Here is a 20,530-nt window from a genome sequence, read left to right on the forward strand (position 1 = left end):
GATGACCACTCCATGGATCGATGCCAAGGGCATCCACACCTTCTACGGCAGCAGCCACATCCTGCACGGCATTGATTTCACCGTGGGCCAGGGCGAAACCATCGGCCTCATGGGCCGCAACGGCATGGGCAAGAGCACCCTGCTCAAGTCCCTGATGGGCCTGGTCAAGCCCCGCTCTGGCAGCGTGGCCGTGGCGGGCCGCGACGTAACGGGCAAACCGCCCTACGAAGTCGCTCGCCTGGGCATTGCCTACGTGCCCGAAGGCCGTGGCATCTTTGGCAACCTGAGCGTGGTCGAGAACCTGCAGATGGCCGCGCGCGCCGGCACACGCGGCCAGCGCGACTGGACCTACGAGCGTGTGCTGGAGACCTTCCCGCGCCTGAAGGAGCGCCTCGGCCACGGCGGCCAGCAGCTCAGCGGGGGCGAGCAGCAGATGCTGACCATTGGCCGCGCGCTGATGACCAACCCGGATGTGCTCATCCTCGACGAGGCCACCGAAGGCCTGGCCCCGCTGATCGCCCGCGAGATCTGGCGCATCTGCAGCCTGATCAAGGACAGCGGCATCAGCAGCGTCATCGTGGACAAAAACTGGAAACACGTCACGCAGATCACCGACCGCAACATCATCCTGGTCAAGGGCCAGGTGGTGTTCGAGGGCAGCTCCGACGCATTGCACGCGCAGCCGCAACTGCTGGACCAGTACCTCGGGGTATGAGAATGCGGCCGATGGCGCCCCGCCGATAGAATCGTCCGCTTTCGTCTTCGAGGGGTTCGCCCGTGTCCGATCGCCTGGCAGTTCTGCCGCAATACCTCCTGCCCAAGCAGGCACTGACCACCCTGGCTGGCAAATTTGCGTCGGCCCAGTTGGGCGGACTGACCACCTCGGTGATCCGCCGCTTTGTGGCCCGCTACAACGTCAACATGGCCGAGGCCGCCAACCCCGACATCACCAGCTACGCATCGTTCAACGACTTCTTCACGCGTGCGTTGAAACCCGGGGCCCGCCCGCTGGCGGCGGCAGACCTGATCTGCCCCGTGGATGGCGCCATCAGCCAGTTTGGCCCCATCGCGAAGGACCAGATTTTCCAGGCCAAGGGGCACACCTACTCCACAACCGCCTTGGTGGGCGGCGATGCGGAAGCAGCAGCCCGTTTTGACAACGGCCACTTCGCCACGCTGTACCTGAGCCCGCGCGACTACCACCGCATCCACATGCCCTGCGCGGGCGAGCTGACGCGCATGGTGCATGTGCCGGGCGATCTGTTTTCGGTGAACCCGACCACGGCACGAGGTGTGCCCGGCCTGTTCGCGCGCAATGAACGCGTGGTGTGCTTTTTTGAGTCGGCCCAGGGGCCCTTTGTGCTGGTGCTGGTGGGCGCCACCATCGTGGGCAGCATGGCCACCGTGTGGCACGGGCAGGTCAACCCGCCACGCACGGGCACGCTGCGGCAGTGGGACTACGCCAAAGGCCAGGTCAGCCTGCAGCAGGGTGAAGAAATGGGCCGCTTCCTGCTCGGCTCCACGGTGGTGATGTTGTTTCCCCGGGGGCCATTGCAATTCAACCCGCAGTGGGCTCCGATGCGGGCGATTCAGCTGGGCGAGGCCATGGCACAGCGCGGGGCGGTCTGAGCGACCGCAGCCTTGCGACAGGCAAAGGGTGGTAAGCACCCTGCCCTGTGCACCAGCCCGTCAGATCCGGTCCGGGACACGCGTCAGCTGAAACGCGGTGGGGGCCAGTTGCAGGGTGTCGGGGTGCACCGCAGTGTCATTGCCCACCAAGTAGATCATCAGCGCATTGCGGCGGATGACCACATGGCTGACCGTTTCGCGCTGCTGCTTCCACTGGACGGAAGCGCCAGGCTTGAAATGGGGCATGTAGTAATAGGCGGTTGGATCCATGGGGTGCGGCTCCTTCCGCTTGAGTGGGTCAACAGGGAACCCCCTCAGCGGCCTGGTGCCGACCGCTGAACCATGGTAGCACCGAACCCCCATCAACAGTGAGAGGGTTAGCTCACAAGCTTGAGCAAGCTCAAGCCTTTGATGCGGACGTGGCGAAGGCCAGCGCCGCAGTCAACATGCGCTGCAGATGGGGCTGGACAAGCGCCGCAACCTCAGGCAGATAGCCAAACGGCAAGGCCTCCTGCATGTAGCTGCACTGTGTCATTTCCAGCTGGATGGCATGCACGCCTTGCTCTGGCTGGCCGTAGTGGCGTGTGATGTGCCCGCCCTTGAAACGGCCGTTGAGTACGGCGGTGTAGCCAGTGGCTTGTTGTGCAATCGACAGCAGTTCTTGCGCCAGGGCGGGGTTGCAGCTTTCGCCATCGGCCGTGCCCAGGTTCAGGTCGGGCAGCTTGCCCTCAAAAAAGCGTGGCAGTACCGAGCGGATGGAATGCGCATCCCATAGCACCGCCACGCCATGCCGGGCCCTGATGCGGTCCAGCTCGGCACGCAGTTGTGCATGGTATGGCACCCACACCGCATCGCGCCGCGCCGCCACCTCAGCATCATCCGGCACATCCCCTTGGGCGTAGATGGGCGTGTCATCAAAGGTATCGACCGGGCACAGGCCGGTGACGCTCTGGCCGGGATACAGGCTGGTGCCGTCAGGCGGGCGGTTCAGATCGACCATATACCGCGAATGCGTGGCCACAAGAACAGAGGCACCCAAGTCTTTGGCAAAGCCATACAGCCGCTCCATATGCCAGTCGGTGTCGGGCACCTGGCGGGCCTCGTCGGTAAAGCGGGCCGCCAGCGCCGGGGGCACATAGGTGCCCGCGTGGGGCATGGACACTAGCAGTGGTGCGGTACCGGGGTAGAGAACAAAAGGTGGTGGAGAGGTATCAGTCATCACAAATCCAAAGGTATGGGTTCAATCTGGCGCGATGGTGGCGGAACGCGCGGTCACAAACGCATGGGCAGCACCATCGTGCAGTGCGTGCCGGCCAGCAGCGATGCGCCGCTGGCCCGCCACCCACACACTGTCAATGGCGGAGGTGCGGTGGCTGCCAAACACATGGGCCGACAGCATGCTGTGCGCGGGCAGATCGCGCAGCGCCACATGCTGCGCATTGAGAGCCACCAGGTCGGCCTGCTGCCCCACTGCGATGCCGCCAATGGCGCGCCCTGCGGCCTGCGACCCGCCTGCAACGGCCTGCAAGGTCATGGCCGTCGCAACTTCGGGCTGCGCTGCATTGGCAAGCACATTGCGCTGGCGCAGCGACAGGCGCTGGCCGTATTCGAGCATCAGCAGTTCCTCGGCCGCGTTCACGCAGGCATGGCTGTCAGAGCCCACGCCCCAACGGCCGCCGTGCTGCAGCCACAGCGGCATGTTGAAGATGCCGTCGCCCAGGTTGGCTTCCGTGGTGGGGCAGATGCCAGCCACGGCACCCGTGCGGGCAGCATCGGCGTATTCCTGCGGCGTCATGTGCGTGGCATGCACCAGGCACCAGCGCTCATCCACCGGCGCGTGCTCCAGCAGCCACTGCACAGGGCGCTGGCCGCTCCAGGCAATGCAGTCATCCACCTCCTGCGTTTGCTCAGCAATGTGGATGTGGATAGGGGCCTCGGGGTTGAGCGCCGTGAGGCCCTGCACCGCAGCGGCCAGGCTGTCGGGCGGCACCGCACGCAGCGAGTGCGGTGCAAGACCCAAAACGGCCCCTTGCGCCTGTGCAGCGGGCGTGATCCGCTCCAATAATGAGAGCATGTTATCCGTGCTGCGGATGAACCGGGCCTGGTCTGCACGCGGCGGCTTGGCGCCAAACCCGCTGGTCTGGTACAGCACCGGCAGCAGCGTGATGCCCATGCCCGCGTTGCGCGCTGCGCGCAGCAATGCCTGCGACAGCGTGGCATCGTCGGCATACGGTGTGCCATCCTGGTCGTGGTGCACGTAATGGAACTCGCACACCGACGTGTAGCCTGCCTCCAGCATCTCCACATACAGCCAGGTGGCGATGGCCTCCAGAGACTCGGGCGTGATGCGTGCGGCAAAGCGGTACATCAGGTTGCGCCAGCTCCAGAAGCTGTCCTGACTTTCCCCCCTGTACTCGGTGAGGCCCGCAAACGCGCGCTGGAAGGCGTGCGAATGCAGGTTGGGCATACCAGGCAGCACAGGCCCTGGGGCCACGGGAGTGCCCTGTGGCACAGCGGCATCCGGTGCGACGGTGCAAAGGCGCCCAGCCTCATCCCATTGCAGCAGTACATTGCGCGCCCAGCCGATGGGCAGCAGGGCGTTCGCGGCAAACAGCTCATTCATTGATCACGCTCCAGAAGGGTAGGCGCTGCGCCAGAAGGCTTCCAGTGCGTCGCAAAAAGCCTGCGGCGCCTCGTCAGGCCACATATGGGTGGCCTGATGCACCACCAGATGGCGCGCATGCGGCATGGCACGCGCCGCAGCGCTGGCGACTTCGCCAAAAACGGGGCGTGTGTCACCGCCCTGGGCAATGCACACAGGCAGCGTGATGGCCGCCAGGTCGGTGGCAGACAGCGGCAGCGGCGGCGTCTGCGACATGATGCGCGGCAGCGTGTACGCGTTGTCCAGTTGCAGGGCGCGCCGCTCTGCAGGCTGGCGGTCAAAGTACCCCGGCGACTGGCCCGAGGCATCCATGAGGATGCGGGTAGCAGCGGCCAAATCACTCTGCAACACGGCCTCGGCCAACGGGCCGTACATGAGCTGTGCATCGGCCTGAAAGCGTGCCAGCGCTTCCGGCTCCTGCAGATAGGTCGGAAAGCCTGGCTCGTACACGAACACGCTGCGCAGCCGCGTGGCGTGGTGCCGCGCCATGTACAAAGCGGCATGTGCTGAATACGACCAGGCCACCAGATGCACCGGGCCCTGGCCCCATGCGTCGATGGCCTGCACCAGGTCATCCAGATGCGTGGCCAACCCAAAGGGCGGGCCATCGTCGGGCCAAGCCTCCGTACCAAAGTAGCGCAGCGTGACGGCCAGTGTGTTCCAGCGCGCAGCCAGATGGCTCTGGTGGGCCGACCACATCCGCGCATCGGCCAGCGCACCGTGCACCAGCAGCACGGGCGCCCCCTGCCCTTGCTGGCGCCCGGGCATGGGGCCCAAGCGCAGTTCCGATACAGCCATGCTCATGCCTCACTCCTTGCCCTTGCAATACGCCCTTGCCGCACGATGGTGCAGTCGGGCTTTTGGCCCAGCCAGTAGGCCAGCTCGGCCGCCTCGCCCACAGGCCACAGCACAAAATTGGCGGGCCTGCCAGAAGCGATGAGGCCGTGGGAATCTTGCAAGCCCAGCGCGCGCGCGGCATGGGTGGTGATACCGGCCAGCGCCTCGGGGACCGTCAGGCGGAACAGCGTGCAGGCCATGTTGGCCATGAGCAGCAGGCTGAGCGCGGGCGATGTGCCCGGGTTGTGGTCGGTGGACACCGCCATGGGCACACCGGCCTCGCGCAGCTGCGCAATCGGCGGCAGGTGCGTGTCGCGCAGCGTGTAGTAGGCGCCGGGCAGCAGCACAGCCACGGTGCCTGCGGCCTTCATGGCAGCGATGCCGTCGGCCGAAAGGTGCTCGATGTGGTCGCATGACAGCGCGCCGTAGCGTGCTGCCAGCGCCGAGCCGCCCATGTCCGACAGCTGCTCGGCATGCAGCTTGACGGGAATGCCCAGCTTTTGCGCAGCCTGGAAGACCTGTTCGGTTTCGGACAGCGTGAAGGCGATGCGTTCGCAGAACACATCCACCGCATCCACCAGGCCCTCGGTGGCCAACGCGGGCAGCATCTCATTGCAGACCAGATCGACATAGGCTTGGCTGCGGCCTGCGTACTCGGGCGGCAGGGCGTGCGCGCCCAAAAAGGTGGTGCGCACCGTCACGCCAAACGCTTCGCCCAGACGGCGGGCCACGCGCAATTGCTTGCGTTCGTGCTCCAAGGCCAGGCCGTAGCCGGACTTGATCTCGATGGCGCATACGCCTTCGGCCAGCAGGGCCTGCAGGCGCGGCGCGGCCTGGTCAAAGAGTTCGTCTTCGGTGGCAGCGCGCGTGGCCTTCACCGACGAGACGATGCCCCCACCCGCCTTGGCCACTTCTTCATAGGTGGCACCGGCCAGGCGCATGGCGAATTCGTTGGCACGCTGACCACCATAGACCAGGTGCGTGTGGCAGTCCACCAGCCCGGGGGTGGCGAGTGCGCCCCGCGCATCATGGCGCGGCAATGCCTGGTAGGCGGCAGGCAACTGCGCCTCGGGCCCCACCCAGGCCATCTGGCCTTGCTGCACCACCACGCAGGCGGGCTGGCCCTCGGGCACGGGCACATCGGCCACCCACAGGCCGGGCGCGGGTTTCAGGTTCTGCCACACGCCATCGGCGTTCTGGCTGGCGGCCCATCCGTTGTGGTGACTGGGGTTGTCCTTGTTTTGCATCTGCCTGCCCACCCGTGGGCTCCGTGTTGAATGCTATACAAATAATAGCTACCAGCGCTTATCCATCATGCGGTGGTGGCCATTTTTATTCAAACTTTAGGGGCTGCACCGCGCTGCAAGGCGATCCAGACCAGTGCGGGCGCATCGGCGTCGGCCCCCGCATGCAGCGGCTCCAGTTGGCTCGGCGTCGCACCGCCCTCACCCGCCCACCAAAAGCCCTGCCCTGCCGCCAACGCACGCGGCCCGGCGCCCTGCGCCACCCATTGCCAATCGCCCTGCAGCACCAGGCACAGGCCTGCGGGCGTGTCGCCCGGAGACTGCGCATCGCCCACCACCTGCAGCGGCCCGTGCCACAGGCCCCGCCGTTGCATCAGGTTGAAGTCCTTGGAGGTGCCGCCCAGCATGGCGCCATCCACCGCGTCATCGCCCGAGAACGCAAACGGTTGCCAGCGCTGCTCCAGCCGGTGCTCCCAGCCAGTGCTGCGCAGGTGCAGGCCATCGCCCCCCAGCAGCATGATCTGCCGGTCAATGGCCGGGAAGACGGAGAAGGGTCCGGGCCGGTCCACCGTGGCCAGGCTCACGCGCCACTCGAAGCTGTTCATGTCCGCGCCGGGGGGCCAGCAGGCCAGCTCCTGCGTGCTGCCGCCGCCGTTTTTCCAGGGCATGCTGGGGGTGGTGGCCAGGTCCAAAAAATGCATTGCCATCGTTGTTGTCGTGTTCATCAATCAGGATGCTGCGGTGGTCAGCTCTGCGCCCTTGACCAGCAGCGGAAACAGCGGGTGGTCCATCTGCGCGCCAGCGGGCAACTCGTCGGCCAGGCCCGGAAACTCGGGCGACGTCTTCCACGGCCGGGGCGCATGGCGCGTGTCGTCGCCCAGGAACCGCACCGAGAACACTCGGCGGCGGTTAGTGCCCTCTACCCCACCGGCGGCATGCAGCGTGAGCATGTGAAAACACACCACGTCACCGGGCTCGATCTCCCAGCCCACGATGGGGAAGGCATCGCGGTCGGCCTCAACATTGGGCAGGTCCTGCAGGCTGCCTTCGGGGAACCACTTCGCCTGGTTGTCCATGAAAGTGCGCGGCATGAGCCATGGGCCTTTGTGTGAACCCGCCACAAATTCCAGCGTGGCCGCACGCGACACCGGGTCCACCGGTATCCACATGCTGATGTTCTGCTGGCCGTCGATGTTGTAGTAGGGCTGGTCCTGGTGCCAGGGCGTGCGCTGGCGCGTGTCCGGCTCCTTCACCAGCACATGGTCGTGGTACAGCCGCACGGTGCGCGACTGCATCAGGCGCTGCGCAACCAGCGCCAGCGGTGTCTCCTGCACAAAGCGGCCAAACTGCGGGATGTCCTGCCAGTTGCAGAAGTCCTCGAAGAAGCGGCCCGGGTCATCCGGCCTGCTGGCCACTTTGGCGCGCGGGCTGGGCGCGGCCAGGTTGGCGTCGATGCCGTCGCGCAGCAAGGCCACTTCATCGCGCGTGAGCAGCTGCTTGATGCAGATGGCGCCGTCGCGGTCAAAACGCGCGATGTCGTCTGCGGTCAGGCGCTCCTGCAAGCGCTGCTGAAAGCGTGCTTGCAAGGGTGTGTCCAAAGCAGATGAAGGCTGGGGCATCGGGGTTGTCTCCTTGATTGTTATTGACCATGGTGCACCACGCCGCTCCCAGCCTCAGGCCTCAGGCGCGCGTGAGCACGGCTTGCAGGAAAGAGCGCGTGCGCTCCTGCGTCGGGTTGGTGAAGATGGTGGCAGGTTCACCGGCCTCAATGATGCCGCCGCCGTCCATCACCACGACCACATCGCCCACCTCGCGTGCAAAGTCCATTTCGTGCGTGACCACCATCATGGTCATGCCTTCGCTGGCCAGCAGCTTCATGACCTGCAGCACCTCGCCCACCAGCTCGGGGTCCAGCGCTGAGGTGGGCTCGTCGAACAGCATCACGCGCGGCTCCATGGCCAGCGCGCGGGCAATGGCCACACGCTGCTTCTGTCCGCCCGACAAGCTGGCGGGCATGGCCGTGGCTTTGTGCGCCAGGCCCACCTTGGCCAGCAGGGCCTGGGCACGCTCCTCGGCCTCCTTGCGCGACAGGCCGTGCAGCTTGCGTGGGCCCAGCGTCACGTTGTCAAGCACCGACAGATGCGGGAACAGGTTGAACGACTGGAACACCATGCCCACCTCCTCGCGCAGCGCGTTGAGGTCATGGTCGGGCAGCATGCGGCCGTCCTGCACCAGTGTGCGGCCACAAATCTCGACCGTTCCGCCTTCGGGCTGCTCCAGCCCGTTGCAGCAGCGCAAAAAAGTGCTCTTGCCCGAGCCGCTGGGCCCGATGACCACCACCACCTGCGACGGCAGCACATCAAAGTCGATGCCGTTCAGCACCACATGGTTGCCAAACGCCTTGCGCAGCCCGCGGATGCGCACGATGGGCTCGGCGGACGGGCTTGCTCCGGTCATCACAGAATTTTTCTTCATTGCACCATCCCCCCGGCACGCAGGCGCAGCTCCATGCGGCGCAGCACCAACGAAGTGACACCCGTGAGGATGAAATACACCACCGCAATTGCCAGGTACACCTCCAGCGAACGGTACGACACGCTGATGATCTTCTGCCCTTCGTGCATCAGGTCGTGGATGGTGAGAAGCGACACCAGCGCCGAGTTCTTGATCAGCGCGATGAACTCATTGCCCAGCGGCGGAATCATGCGCACCACGGCCTGTGGCAGCACCACGGTGCGCATGGCCAAGCCCGAAGACATGCCGATGGAGCGCGCCGCCTCCATCTGCCCCTTGTCAATGGACTGGATGGCGCCGCGCACCACCTCGGACACATAGGCGCCCGAGTAGATGCCCAGGCCGATCACGCCACACACGAAGGCAGGCAGGAGGATGCCAAACTGAGGCAGGCCAAAGAACAGGATGAACAGCTGCACCAGCAGCGGCGTGCCGCGTATCGCGGCCACGTAGGCAGTGCACAGGGCGTAGACCACGCGGCGCTTGGGGTTCAGGCGGCCAATGCCCACCAGCAGGCCCATGGCGCAGCCCAGCAGCAGCGAGGCGGCCGTGATTTCCACAGTGACCAGCGCGCCCGCCAGCAATTGGGGCAACCCGGCCCAGACAGGAGAAAAATCGAGTTCCATGGCTCAGTTCGGCAACGGTCAGTGGGTCAGTGGCTTACTTGGCAGCGCTGTTGCTGAACCACTTCTTGACGATGGCCGCATAGGTGCCGTCGGCCTTGAGCTTGGTGATGGCACCGTTGACGGCCTTCGTCAGCTCCGGCGTGTCCTTGCGCAGGGCCATGCCGTATTCCTCGGTGGTGAGCTGCTCGTCGAGCACGCGCAGACCCGGGCGGGTGCGCACATACTGGAACGCGGCGGGCTTGCCGGTCACGGCGGCGTCGGCGCGGCCGATGTCCACCAGGTTGAACATCTCCTGGTTCTTCTCGACCTCCACGCGCTGCACCTTGGGGAATTTTTCGGTCAGGTACGACACCGACTTGGTGCCCACCTGCACGCTGACCTTCTTGCCGTCCAGGTCGGCCAGCTTGTTGATGGCCTTGTTGTCGGCCTTCACCATCACCACCAGGCCGCCGGCGTAGTAGGAGTCGGTGAAGTCCACCACCTTCTTGCGCTCGTCGGTGATGTAGATGGCCGACACCGCCATGTCAAAACGCTTGGAAATCAGGCCGGGAATCAGGCCCTTGAAGTCGATGTCCACCCACTCGACCTGCTTGCCCATGGTCTTGGCAATGGCCTCCACCAGCTCGACATCAAAGCCTGTGCGTTTGCCGTTCTCGACAAACTCCATGGGCGGGAACGTGGCATCGGTGCCCACACGCAGGACGTTGTCCTGGGCCTGTGCACCCGTGGTGCAGAAGGCTGCGGCGGCCAGGCTGGCCAGAAGAAGGTTGCGGCGAAGGTTCATGGGGAAAGCTCCTTGGGAAGGGGTGAGGGAAATCAGGGAGAAGTGAGCTGGCGGGAGATGCGCGCTGCGGCGACGACAGCCATGCCGGTGAGTGCGGTCTCCTGCCCCTGGGCCCGCAAGATCGGGGCCATCAGGGTGATGGCTCCGGCGGCCTGCCGCGGAGAACCGAACACGGGCACGCTGACGCCCCAGACACCGGCATCCACTTCGCCGGAGCTGACGGCGTAACCCGCCTTGGCAATGCCCTCCAGCTCGGTCAGCGCCGCCTGGCGCTCAGCAGTGTCTGCGCCGTAGTGCAGGTCCAGAATGGCATTGCGCGTAGCCGGTGCCACATGGGCAAGCAGGCACTTGGCGGAGGCACCCGCGCGCAGCGGCACGCTGCGCCCTTTTTCAAACGAGCAGCGCAGGGCCTGCGTGCTGTCCACCATGTCCAGGCACACCACGCTGTCATTCACGGCCACCACCAGTCCCACGCTTTCGTGGGACTGCCGGGCCAGGGCCTGCATGTCCGGCCGCGCGTGGTGCACCAGGTGCGACGCCATGTCAAAGCCCAGGGCCAGTTGCAGGCTCAGCGGCCCGGGCGCGTAGTGCCCGCTGCTCTCCAGCACAAAGCCCCACTGCTTGAGCCGCGCCAACTGGCGGTACAGCGTGCTGCGCGCCAGGCCCGTGGCCTCCATCAACTCGGCCGCCGACATGGGCTGCCCATGTTGCGCCAGCACCGCCAGCACGTGCAAAACACGGTCGGCAGCAGCAACGGAGGTGGGTCCACGGGTGGGCATGGACTCAGTATCAAAGGATTGCAGCGGCATTCAAACCCAACATTCCCAACGACTGGGAATGCAGTTCCCTTTTTTCACATTCCTGTCATTCCCTCCCTCGCCCCTTCACTTCACCATGGGCAGCTTCAGGCCCTGCTTCTTGGCCGTCTCCACGGCCAGTTCATAGCCAGCATCGGCATGGCGCATCACGCCGCTGCCGCAGTCGTTGACCAGCACGCGCGCCAGGCGCTCGGCCGCGTCATCGGTTCCGTCGGCCACGATGACCATGCCCGAGTGCTGCGAGTAGCCCATGCCCACGCCGCCGCCGTGGTGCAGGCTGACCCAGGTGGCGCCACCCGAGGTGTTGAGCAGCGCGTTGAGCAGCGGCCAGTCGCTCACGGCGTCGGTGCCGTCCTTCATGCCTTCGGTCTCGCGGTTGGGGCTGGCCACGCTGCCGGTGTCCAGGTGGTCACGGCCGATCACGATGGGTGCCTTGAGTTCGCCGTTCTTCACCATCTCGTTGAAGGCCAGGCCCGCAATGTGGCGCTCGCCCAGGCCCAGCCAGCAGATGCGCGCGGGCAGGCCCTGGAAGGCAATGCGCTCGCCCGCCATGTCGAGCCAGCGGTGCACGTGCTTGTTCTCGGGGAACAGCTCCTTGATCTTGGCGTCGGTCTTGCGGATGTCTTCCGGGTCGCCGGAGAGCGCCACCCAGCGGAACGGGCCCTTGCCTTCGCAGAACAGCGGGCGGATGTACGCGGGCACAAAGCCGGGGAAGTCGAATGCGTCCTTCACGCCTTCGTCAAACGCCACCTGGCGGATGTTGTTGCCGTAGTCCACCACCGGGGTGCCCATGTGCTGGAAGTCGAGCATGGCCTGCACGTGCACGGCGCAGGACTTGGCAGCGGCCTTCTTCAGCACCTCGTGCTGCGTCACGTCCTGCTGCGCGGCACGCCACTGGGCCACCGTCCAGCTTGCGGGCAAGTAGCCGTTGACGAGGTCGTGGGCCGACGTTTGATCGGTCACCAGGTCGGGCTTCAAGCCACCGGCCTTGGCGCGGCGCACCAGCTCGGGCAAAATTTCTGCGGCATTGCCCAGCAGCGCAATCGACACCGCCTCTTTGGCTGCGGTGTGCTGCTGGATCAGCTCAAACGCATGGTCGATGTCGCGCGCCTGCTTGTCCACGTAGCGCGTGCGCAAACGGAAGTCGATGCTGCTTTGCTGGCATTCAATGTTGAGCGACACCGCTCCCGCAAACGTGGCCGCGAGCGGCTGTGCACCGCCCATGCCGCCCAGGCCTGCGGTCAGGATCCACTTGCCTTCGAGTGACCCGCCATAGTGCTTGCGGCCCGCCTCGGCAAAGGTTTCGTACGTGCCCTGGACGATGCCCTGCGTGCCGATGTAGATCCAGCTGCCTGCCGTCATCTGGCCGTACATGAACAGGCCCTTCTGGTCCAGCTCGCTGAAGTGTTCCCAGTTGGCCCACTTGGGCACGAGGTTGGAGTTGGCCAGCAGCACGCGCGGTGCATTGGCGTGGGTCTTGAACACGCCCACGGGCTTGCCGGACTGGATGAGCAGGGTCTCGTCGTCGTTCAGGTCCTTGAGCGACGCGAGGATCTGGTCAAAACACTCCCAGTTGCGCGCGGCACGGCCAATGCCGCCGTACACCACCAGGTCTTGCGGGCGCTCGGCCACTTCGGCGTCCAGGTTGTTCTGGATCATGCGATAGGCCGCTTCGGTGAGCCAGCTCTTGCAGGTGAGCTGGCTGCCACGCGGCGCGCGGATCACGCGGCTGGCGTCGTGGCGGGGGTCGGTATTGGAGGCGGCGGCGATGATGGCGTCGTTGGCATTCATGGTGGGCTCCTGTGAATCAGTGGGTGTGCGTGGAAAAAATCAGGCGAAGCTGGGCAGGCATTGCGTGAGCGCGGCAGGCCATGTGGACTGCTGGGCCCATGCGCGCATGGCTTCGATGTCGGTGGCAAGGTAGCGGTCTTGCTCCAGGTAGGCCACGCGCTCGCGGATGGCGGCGAACTGTGCTTCGACGAGCGGAGAGGATTTCAAGCTGCGGTCGAACTCCATGCCCTGCGCAGCGGCCATGGCCTCGATGCCCACCATCACGGCCGCGTTGCGCACCATGTCGCCCAGTCGGCGTGCGCCGTAGGTGGCCATGGAGACATGGTCCTCCTGGTTGGCCGATGTGGGCAGGCTGGTCACGCTGCTGGGGTTGGCCAGGCACTGGTTCTCGGCTGCCAGCGCGGCAGCGGTGACCTGGGCGATCATGAAGCCCGAATTCACGCCGCTGTCGCGGATCAGGAACGCGGGCAGGCCCGAGAGGCCCGGGTCCAGCAGCAGCGACAGGCGGCGCTCGGAGATGGCGCCGATCTCGGCCACGGCGAGCGCAATGATGTCGGCCACGAAGGCGACCGGCTCGGCGTGGAAGTTGCCGCCGGAGATCACGTCGCCGTTGTCGAACACCAGGGGGTTGTCCGACGCGGCGTTCGCCTCGATGGTGAGCACGCGCGCGGCGTGGTGCAGGTTGTCCAGGCACGCGCCCATCACCTGCGGCACGCAGCGAATGGAGTACGGGTCTTGCACGCGGCCGCAGTTGGGGTGCGATGGGTCGATGGCGCTGCCGTCGAGCAAGGCGCGCACAGCGGCCGCCACGGCAATCTGCCCGGCCTGGCCGCGCGCTTCGTGGATGCGCGCATCAAAGGGCTTGACCGAGCCCTTGATGGCTTCGAGTGACAGGCAGCCCGCGACCAGCGCTGCAGCGAACACGCTCTCCGCGCCAAACAGCCCGGCCAGCGCGAGTGAGGTGGACACCTGCGTGCCGTTGAGCAGCGCCAGCCCTTCCTTGGGACCCAGCACAAACGGCTGCAAACCGATGGAGCGCATGGCCTCGGCACCGGGCACCACCTTGCCATCCACCTTGGCCTGCCCTTCCCCGATTAGCACACAGGCCAGGTGGGCGAGCGGCGCCAGGTCACCCGATGCGCCGACGGAACCCTTGGCCGGAATAACAGGAAGCACATTGGCGTTGGCCATGGCCAGCAGCGCATCCACGATCTCGGGCCGGATGCCCGAATGGCCACGCGCCAGGCTGATGGCCTTGGTCGCAAGGATGAGGCGCACCACATCGTCCGCAAGCGCATCGCCCGTGCCCACGCTGTGCGACAGCACCAGGTTGCGCTGCAGCTCGGCCAGGCGCTCGTGCGCAATCTTGGTGCTGGCGAGCTTGCCAAAGCCGGTGTTGATGCCATAGACGACCTGGTCTTCATCAACGATACGCTGCACCGTGACCAGCGACGCCTGCATGAGGGCCCGCGCGGACGGGTCCAGCGACAATTGCACGGGCGCGGCATAGATGCTGCGCAGCACGGCCAACGACACATGGCCGGGGAGCAGGGTCAGAGAGGAAGTGGTGGCTTTTGTCATGGCGTTGATCCTGTATATACAAGTAGGTACAAGCGAAAAAATCTGGGGCTTTTGACCAACAGCCATCAACCGGCAACGGGGTTGCCGTCGGCTCGGAAGCGGCTGCCCAAACGGTAGCGGGTGGCAGGGTGCAAACACCGCACCACGGTGATGGGCACCCCGCGCGACCAGGTGCGGCGGGTGAGCAGCAGGCAGGGCTCCTGCGGCGACATCTCCAGCAGCGTGGCCTGCTCCGCGGTGGGCATGACGGCATCGACCACATGCTCGATCTGGTCGAAGGGCACGTTGCGCACTAGGTACTCGGAGGGTTGCAGCAGCGTGAAGTCCTGCGCGGCGAACTGAGGCACCTGGCGCGGGTTCACGTGACGGTCTTCGAGCTGCACAGGCAGGCCGTCTTCGCGGTGGATGCACAGCGAGTGGAACACCGACTCGCCGGTGCGCAGGTCCAGCGCGGCGGCCACTTCGAGCGTTGCCGAGATGCGCTCTACCGCCAGCACGTCGCAGCGGTAGTCGTGCCCGCGCTGGCGGATCTCGCTCGCGAGGTTGGCGATCTGCAGCAGCGTGGACTGCGGCTTGTCTTCGGCCACAAAGCTGCCCACGCCCGCCACGCGCACGATGCGGCCCTGCTCTACCAGCTCGCGCAGCGCGCGGTTCACCGTCATGCGCGAGATGCCGAACTGGGTGACCAGCTCGTTCTCGGACGGCAGGCGGTCGCCCGCGCGCCAGATGCCTTCCTGGATCTTGCGCGAGATGTGGTCCTTGACCTGCTCGTACAGCGCCATGGCCTGCGCGGGCGCAGCCACGGCGGCCACGGCCTTGGCGGGCGTGGCACTGCGGGGTGCAGTGGCGGCGGTGCGGCGGGAAGGACGGGCGCTCATGGTAGGAAGCAGTCAGTCAGGCTCAATGCAGATCCGCTGCCATGGATTCGGCGCGGATCTCCTCCGTCAGGCGCGCCTTGAGGTCCATGAACTCGGGGCTGGTCTTGATCGTGTAATGGCGCGGGTGCGGCAAGTCCACCGCCAGCTCGGTCTTGATGCGACCGGGCCGGGCGCTGAACACGGCCACGCGGTTGGCCATGAAGATGGCTTCGTCGATGTCGTGGGTGACAAACAGCACGGTCTTGCGCTCGGCCTCCCAGATGCCCAGCAGCAGCTCTTGCATGAGCACGCGGGTCTGGTTGTCGAGCGCGCCGAAGGGCTCGTCCATCAGCAAAATCTTGGGGTCGTTGGCCAGCGCGCGCGCAATGGCGGTGCGCTGCTGCATGCCGCCCGACAGCTGCTTGGGAAAATGCTGCTCGAAGCCGCGCAGGCCGACCTTGGCTAAAAAATAGTCGGCACGCTCTTTCTGCTGCGCCTCGGGCATGCCGCGCTCGCGCAGGCCAAAGCGGATGTTCTGCTCAATGGTGAGCCAGGGGAACAGCGTGTAGCTCTGGAAGACCATGCCGCGCTCGGCGCCGGGGCCTTCGACCGGCGCGCCATCCAGCAGCACACGGCCGCTGGTGGCGTGGTCCAGCCCGGCCACGATGCGCAACAAGGTGGACTTGCCACAGCCCGAGGGGCCGAGGATGGTGACGAAGTCGTTGTCCTTGACCTCGAAGTCGACCGGCTGTAGCGCCTGTGTGCGCTGGCCCTTGGCGGTCTCGAAGACACGCGAAACAGCTTGTATGGAAACGCGGCTCATCGCACAAAACTCCAGGCAAACAGACGGTGGTTGAGGGCCTTGAAGGCGAAGTCGGACACCAGCCCGATAAGTCCGATGACGATGATGCCGAAGATGATCTGGCCGGTGTTGAGCAGCGACTGGCTGTCGGTGATCATGTGGCCGATGCCGCTCGACGATCCGATCAACTCGGCCACGATCACATACGTCCAGGCCCAGCCCAGTACCAGGCGCAGGGTTTCCGCAATGTCGGGGGCAGCACCGGGGATGAGCACCCGCGTGACGATGCCCTTGTGGCCCGCACCCAGGGTGTAGGCAGCCTCCACCAGGTCGCGCCGCGCGCCGCCTACGGTCACGGCCACCATCAGCGTGATCTGGAAGACCGAGCCGATGAAGATGACGAGGATCTTCTGCGCCTCGCCAATGCCCGCCCACAGGATCAGCAGCGGGATGAAGGCCGAGGCTGGCAGATAGCGGCAGAACGAAATGAAGGGCTCAAAGAACGCCTCGATGCCCTTGTAAGCACCCATGGCAATGCCCAGCGGCACGGCAATGATGGCGGCCAGGATGAAGCCGCCGAACACACGCCACACCGTCATGCCGATGTCCTTGTGAAAGCCGTACTCTGCAAACAGCAGCCAGCCCTCCTTGGCCATCGTGACGGGGCTGGCCAAAAACGTGGGCGACACATAGCCGCCCAGCGTGAAAAACGCCCACACCAGCACAAACAACACAAAAAAACCAAAGCCCAGCAACCAACGGGCGCGGGCACTCACAGGCTCCAGTGGAGCCAGTGAACGCCGCCGCACAGGGGCTTTTGGCGCGGTAACGGACAGGGGTTGCACGGCAGACATGGCGCGTTCTTCTTCCAGTTTCTTACTTGATGAAGCTCGCGTCGAAGGTGACCGCCAGGTCTTCATTCGCCTTGCGAATGATGCCGGCCTCCAGCAGGATGGCCGTGGCGTCCTTCATGAAGGTCTGCAGTTCGCCCGCAAAGAACTTCTGGTTGGCAGCCTTGTCCTGCCAGCGCAGGAAGGACGACGACTTGGCGAACTGCTCGCCCGTCTGCTTGACCGCAGCGCCCATGATCTCGTTGGACTTGGTCGGGTCGGCCTTGATCATGTCGAGCGCCTGGAAGTACGAGTTGGCGAGCGCCTGCGCGGCCTTGCCGTTGGCCTTGAGCCAGGTGGGGTCGCAGCCCACGGTGTCCATCACCATGGGGTAGTCGAGCGTGGTGGCCAAAATCTTGCCCGAGGTGGGGTTGTCGCGCACGGTGGACAGGTAGGGCTCATACGTCATGGCGGCGTCGTTCTGGCCCGCCACGAAGGCCTGCGCGGCCGCCTGGGGCGACAGCGTGGTGGTCTTCACGTCCTTGAGGCTCATGCCGTTCTTGCTCAGCATCCAGGCCAGGCCGAAGTAAGGCGCGGTGCCGGGCGCATCCACGCCGATGGTCTTGCCTTTGAGATCTGCAAAGCTCTTGATATCGCCACGCACCGCAATGCCGTCGGCGCCGTAGGACTTGTCCATCTGGAAGATCTGCACGATGGGCACGCCGTTGGCGTTCCAGGCCACATGCGTCTCGACCGTAGTGGCAGCGCACTGGATGGACTTGGAGGCCAGGGCCAGGTGGCGGTCCTTCTGCGGGATCATCTTGATCTCCACATCAAGGCCGTTCTTCTTGAAGATGCCGGCCTTGTCGGCGAGGGTGAGCGGCGCAAAGCCCGTCCAGCCGGACATGCCCAGCACAATCTTGGTGTCCTGCGCCTGGGCCGGTGCGGCCAGTGCCATCACGCATGCCGTTGCCGCTGCCAGCGACGTCCATTTCGCAACCGATCGAGTCATCATCTGCTCCTGTGTGAAGAAAGTTCGTTGGCCCACCCAGCCGGGACGCCTGCGTGCCGGTTGCCATGATGACAGCCGGAGCATACCTGTATATACAGGGTAAACGCTAGGCCCTCACCATGTGCGGAGGTAGTGCCAAGGTTGAGCAAGATCGGGGCCAGCTGATCTGGCTTGGCGGCTTGGGTCTCCATGGGCCGGGCAATTTCACTATTAAAATAATAGCTATTAGCGCTTACCCATAAAGCGCTAGCAGCCATTTCAGGCATTATTTTGACACCTACCGCAAAGCACAGGGCTGCCAGGGCGGGTTGGAGCAGCACCCGTTGCGCCATCTCGATGCAGGCCACAAGCGCACCAACCGTGTGCGCCAGATATCGGCGTGGACTGCGCCGCGCTCAGCCTGGCGCGCCAGCAGTTGCCTGTGCCGCACCGTCAGGACACGGCAAGCGCGCCGTGACTCTCAGGCCCGGTTCCGCATTGCGCACCAGCAGGGTGCCGCCGTGGGCCTGCGTGACCAGGCGGCACAGGTACAGCCCCAGCCCTACCCCCCCTGTGGTGCGCTGGCGCGCCGTGTCGGGGCGGTAGAACGCCTGGGCCAGATGCGGCAGATGCGCAGGCGGCACGCCGGGGCCGTGGTCCCGCACTTCGATCTCCACCACGCCTTCGTTCATTCGCAGTTCGATCTGCGGCGGCTGGGCTGCGGGGTCGTTGTGGCGCAGGCTGTTGTCCAGCAGATTGCGCATCAGCAGGCGCACACGGGACCGGTCGAGCATGCAGGTGGGCAAAGTGCCGGGCACAAGCAGCGTGATCGCTGTTGCCCCAGGGTGGCGCACTTCCAGTTCCGCCACCACCTCACGCGCCAGATCGGCCAGGTCAGTGGGCTCGCGGTGCAGGGCCGCATGACGCCCGGCCAGGCGCTCGCTTTCGAGCAAGTCGGTAATGAGCCGTGCCATTTCACCCAAGTCGCGCATCAGGGCTGCGCGCTGGGCAAGCACATCGGGCGATTCGGGCAACAGCTCGGTGTTCAGGCGCGCCCTCGTGAGCGGGCTGCGCAGCTCGTGGCTCATGGCCAGCAGCAGCGCCCGCTTGGCCTCCAGCATCTGGTGGATGTCTTCGCCCATGGTGTTGATGGTGCCCGCCAGCTGTCCCAGCTCATCGGGCCGGTGCGCGTGGCGCACCGGAATAGGTTCGCCAAAGTCGCCATTGCCAAAGCGCCGCGCACCATGCCGGATGTCGTCCAGGGGCCGCAACAGGTGGCGCACATACACAAATGCCAGCGCTGTGAGCAACAGCAACACCGTGAGCGTGCCCCAGGCGATGCGCGGGCGCTTGTCCCACGACAGCGCGTTCAGCCCGAATTCGATGTGGTGGCCATCTGCCGTGGTGCGCTGCAGTAGGCGGTAGCCGGTGTCATCGCGGCTCCAGTGGTCCTGGCGCTGGACCTTGTCGCTCATCCAGTCCGGGCGCGGCCGATCGGGGTGCGAATCCCAGTGGATCTGCGGCCCGTCGATGCGCAGCGTCACCGGAAGCCGGTCGGCTATGGCCTGTGCCCGCTCGATGCTGGGCGGGCTGCCAATCTCAGCAGTGAGGCGGTCCACATAGTCCATCAGCAGCGGACGTGCGGCCTCCTTCCAGCCCAGAGCAACCACCTTCTGCATGCCACCCATGAAGACCACGGCCACGGTCACGGCGAGTGCCATGAACACCAGCACCAGGCGGATGCGCAGCGAATACCCGACGGCATCGCGCGCACGTCGGTGCCATGGGCAGGCGGGATCGTGCCCGAGCTGTGAATCGGAGGGCTTCATGGCCAGGTCGATGCCGAAGAAGGGGCGCCAGGCGGAGCACTGGCCGCCCTGCGCAGTGCCAGCGAATAGCCCGCGTTGCGCAGCGTCTTGATGCAGTCCAGCGGCTCCAGCTTCTTACGAAGGCGGCTGACCACAATATCGACCGCGCGCGTGTACAGCTCGGCCTCATGCCCGCGCAGCTGGTTGAGGATGTCGTCGCGGCTGAACACCTTGCCAGGCTCCCGGGCCAACAGGTGCAGCAGGTCGAATTCGGTGCCCGTCAGCTCCAACGCCACCCCCTGGCGCAACACGCTGCGGCGGGCTGCATCAATGCTCAGGCCTTCAAACTCCAACGTGGCACCCGAGCCGTTCCCGGGCGCGCTGGCCCGGCGGCGGCGCAGCACGGTCTGCAGTCGGGCCACCAATTCACGCGGCTCAAAAGGCTTGGGCAGGTAGTCATCGGCTCCCAGCTCCAGCCCCACCACCCGGTCCATCACCTCGCCCCGGGCGGTCAGCATCACGATGGGCAGATCGCCCTGCTTGCGAATGGTGCGGCACAGCTCAAACCCGTCCATTTCGGGCAGCATGACATCCAGGATGGCGGCATCAAATCCGCCTGTCGCCAGCTGGGCGAGCCCGTCGCTCGGTTTGAGGGCATGGATCAACTCCAGCTCGAACCGTTGGAAGTAGGTGGCCAGTGGCGGGCCCAGCTGCGCGTCGTCGTCAATAAGCAGGATGCGGTGCATGCGCAATTCT

The 20,530-nt window shown here is 65.5% G+C and carries 21 protein-coding genes; 2 read left to right on the forward strand and 19 right to left on the reverse strand.

The annotated features are described in order from the left end of the window. Position 1: 1 nt before the first annotated feature. Positions 2–715, forward strand: coding sequence for an ABC transporter ATP-binding protein (locus ACODS0_RS04365; RefSeq protein WP_488833070.1), 714 nt, complete (start codon positions 2–4; stop codon positions 713–715). 62 nt (positions 716–777) lie between these two features. Then, positions 778–1,629 carry an archaetidylserine decarboxylase gene (gene asd, locus ACODS0_RS04370; RefSeq protein WP_488833072.1) on the forward strand — a complete coding sequence of 284 codons (852 nt, stop codon included), beginning with the start codon at positions 778–780 and terminating at the stop codon, positions 1,627–1,629. Positions 1,630–1,689: 60 nt separating this feature from the next. Here the strand turns inward: asd and ACODS0_RS04375 are convergent, their stop codons facing one another. The 19 genes from ACODS0_RS04375 to ACODS0_RS04465 form a co-directional block, all read right to left on the reverse strand. After that, the gene (locus ACODS0_RS04375) at positions 1,690–1,899 is read right to left on the reverse strand and encodes a hypothetical protein (RefSeq protein ID WP_055394068.1); all 210 of its coding nucleotides are present in this window, start codon (positions 1,897–1,899) and stop codon (positions 1,690–1,692) included. Positions 1,900–2,029: 130 nt separating this feature from the next. Next, positions 2,030–2,848 carry an N-formylglutamate deformylase gene (gene hutG / locus ACODS0_RS04380; protein ID WP_488833075.1) on the reverse strand — a complete coding sequence of 273 codons (819 nt, stop codon included), beginning with the start codon at positions 2,846–2,848 and terminating at the stop codon, positions 2,030–2,032. A gap of 21 nt (positions 2,849–2,869) precedes the next feature. Beyond that, positions 2,870–4,252, reverse strand: coding sequence for a formimidoylglutamate deiminase (locus ACODS0_RS04385; RefSeq protein ID WP_488833077.1), 1,383 nt, complete (start codon positions 4,250–4,252; stop codon positions 2,870–2,872). A 3-nt stretch (positions 4,253–4,255) separates the two neighbouring features. Next, positions 4,256–5,095 (reverse strand): alpha/beta fold hydrolase, encoded by an 840-nt coding sequence (locus ACODS0_RS04390; RefSeq protein WP_488833080.1) that lies wholly within the window; start codon positions 5,093–5,095, stop codon positions 4,256–4,258. Then, positions 5,092–6,375 carry an imidazolonepropionase gene (gene hutI, locus ACODS0_RS04395; RefSeq protein ID WP_488833081.1) on the reverse strand — a complete coding sequence of 428 codons (1,284 nt, stop codon included), beginning with the start codon at positions 6,373–6,375 and terminating at the stop codon, positions 5,092–5,094. The genes ACODS0_RS04390 and hutI overlap by 4 nt, the downstream gene beginning before the upstream one ends. An 89-nt stretch (positions 6,376–6,464) precedes the next feature. Beyond that, positions 6,465–7,079 (reverse strand): HutD/Ves family protein, encoded by a 615-nt coding sequence (locus tag ACODS0_RS04400; RefSeq protein WP_488833084.1) that lies wholly within the window; start codon positions 7,077–7,079, stop codon positions 6,465–6,467. Between the two features lie 21 nt (positions 7,080–7,100). Then, a complete protein-coding gene (locus tag ACODS0_RS04405) occupies positions 7,101–7,991 on the reverse strand; it encodes a phytanoyl-CoA dioxygenase family protein (protein ID WP_488833086.1) in 891 nt (296 codons plus the stop codon). 61 nt (positions 7,992–8,052) lie between these two features. Beyond that, a complete protein-coding gene (locus tag ACODS0_RS04410) occupies positions 8,053–8,847 on the reverse strand; it encodes an amino acid ABC transporter ATP-binding protein (RefSeq protein ID WP_305000485.1) in 795 nt (264 codons plus the stop codon). Beyond that, entirely contained in the window at positions 8,844–9,512 is a 669-nt protein-coding gene (locus ACODS0_RS04415; protein WP_121506132.1) for an amino acid ABC transporter permease, read from the reverse strand. The genes ACODS0_RS04410 and ACODS0_RS04415 overlap by 4 nt, the downstream gene beginning before the upstream one ends. A gap of 34 nt (positions 9,513–9,546) precedes the next feature. Next, the gene (locus ACODS0_RS04420) at positions 9,547–10,296 is read right to left on the reverse strand and encodes a glutamine ABC transporter substrate-binding protein (protein ID WP_121506131.1); all 750 of its coding nucleotides are present in this window, start codon (positions 10,294–10,296) and stop codon (positions 9,547–9,549) included. Between the two features lie 32 nt (positions 10,297–10,328). Next, positions 10,329–11,075, reverse strand: a complete 747-nt coding sequence (locus ACODS0_RS04425) for an IclR family transcriptional regulator (protein WP_199726983.1) — start codon at positions 11,073–11,075, stop codon at positions 10,329–10,331. Between the two features lie 105 nt (positions 11,076–11,180). Further along, the gene (hutU, locus tag ACODS0_RS04430) at positions 11,181–12,905 is read right to left on the reverse strand and encodes a urocanate hydratase (protein ID WP_488833091.1); all 1,725 of its coding nucleotides are present in this window, start codon (positions 12,903–12,905) and stop codon (positions 11,181–11,183) included. 39 nt (positions 12,906–12,944) lie between these two features. Continuing rightward, positions 12,945–14,486 carry a histidine ammonia-lyase gene (hutH, locus tag ACODS0_RS04435; RefSeq protein ID WP_436129085.1) on the reverse strand — a complete coding sequence of 514 codons (1,542 nt, stop codon included), beginning with the start codon at positions 14,484–14,486 and terminating at the stop codon, positions 12,945–12,947. Positions 14,487–14,551: 65 nt separating this feature from the next. Beyond that, entirely contained in the window at positions 14,552–15,364 is an 813-nt protein-coding gene (gene hutC, locus ACODS0_RS04440; protein WP_228898276.1) for a histidine utilization transcriptional repressor HutC, read from the reverse strand. A 22-nt stretch (positions 15,365–15,386) separates the two neighbouring features. Then, complete coding sequence (locus tag ACODS0_RS04445) at positions 15,387–16,166, reverse strand: ABC transporter ATP-binding protein (RefSeq protein WP_488833093.1); 780 nt, start codon at positions 16,164–16,166, stop codon at positions 15,387–15,389. Continuing rightward, positions 16,163–16,999, reverse strand: coding sequence for an ABC transporter permease (locus tag ACODS0_RS04450; RefSeq protein ID WP_488833095.1), 837 nt, complete (start codon positions 16,997–16,999; stop codon positions 16,163–16,165). Before ACODS0_RS04450 ends, ACODS0_RS04445 begins: the two co-directional genes overlap by 4 nt. A gap of 22 nt (positions 17,000–17,021) precedes the next feature. Then, positions 17,022–17,987, reverse strand: coding sequence for an ABC transporter substrate-binding protein (locus ACODS0_RS04455; RefSeq protein WP_488833097.1), 966 nt, complete (start codon positions 17,985–17,987; stop codon positions 17,022–17,024). A gap of 395 nt (positions 17,988–18,382) precedes the next feature. Further along, positions 18,383–19,795, reverse strand: coding sequence for a HAMP domain-containing sensor histidine kinase (locus ACODS0_RS04460; RefSeq protein ID WP_488833099.1), 1,413 nt, complete (start codon positions 19,793–19,795; stop codon positions 18,383–18,385). Next, positions 19,792–20,520 (reverse strand): response regulator transcription factor, encoded by a 729-nt coding sequence (locus tag ACODS0_RS04465; RefSeq protein ID WP_121506124.1) that lies wholly within the window; start codon positions 20,518–20,520, stop codon positions 19,792–19,794. The genes ACODS0_RS04460 and ACODS0_RS04465 overlap by 4 nt, the downstream gene beginning before the upstream one ends. Positions 20,521–20,530 lie beyond the last annotated feature (10 nt).

Source organism: Acidovorax sp. FG60 (assembly GCF_057808995.1).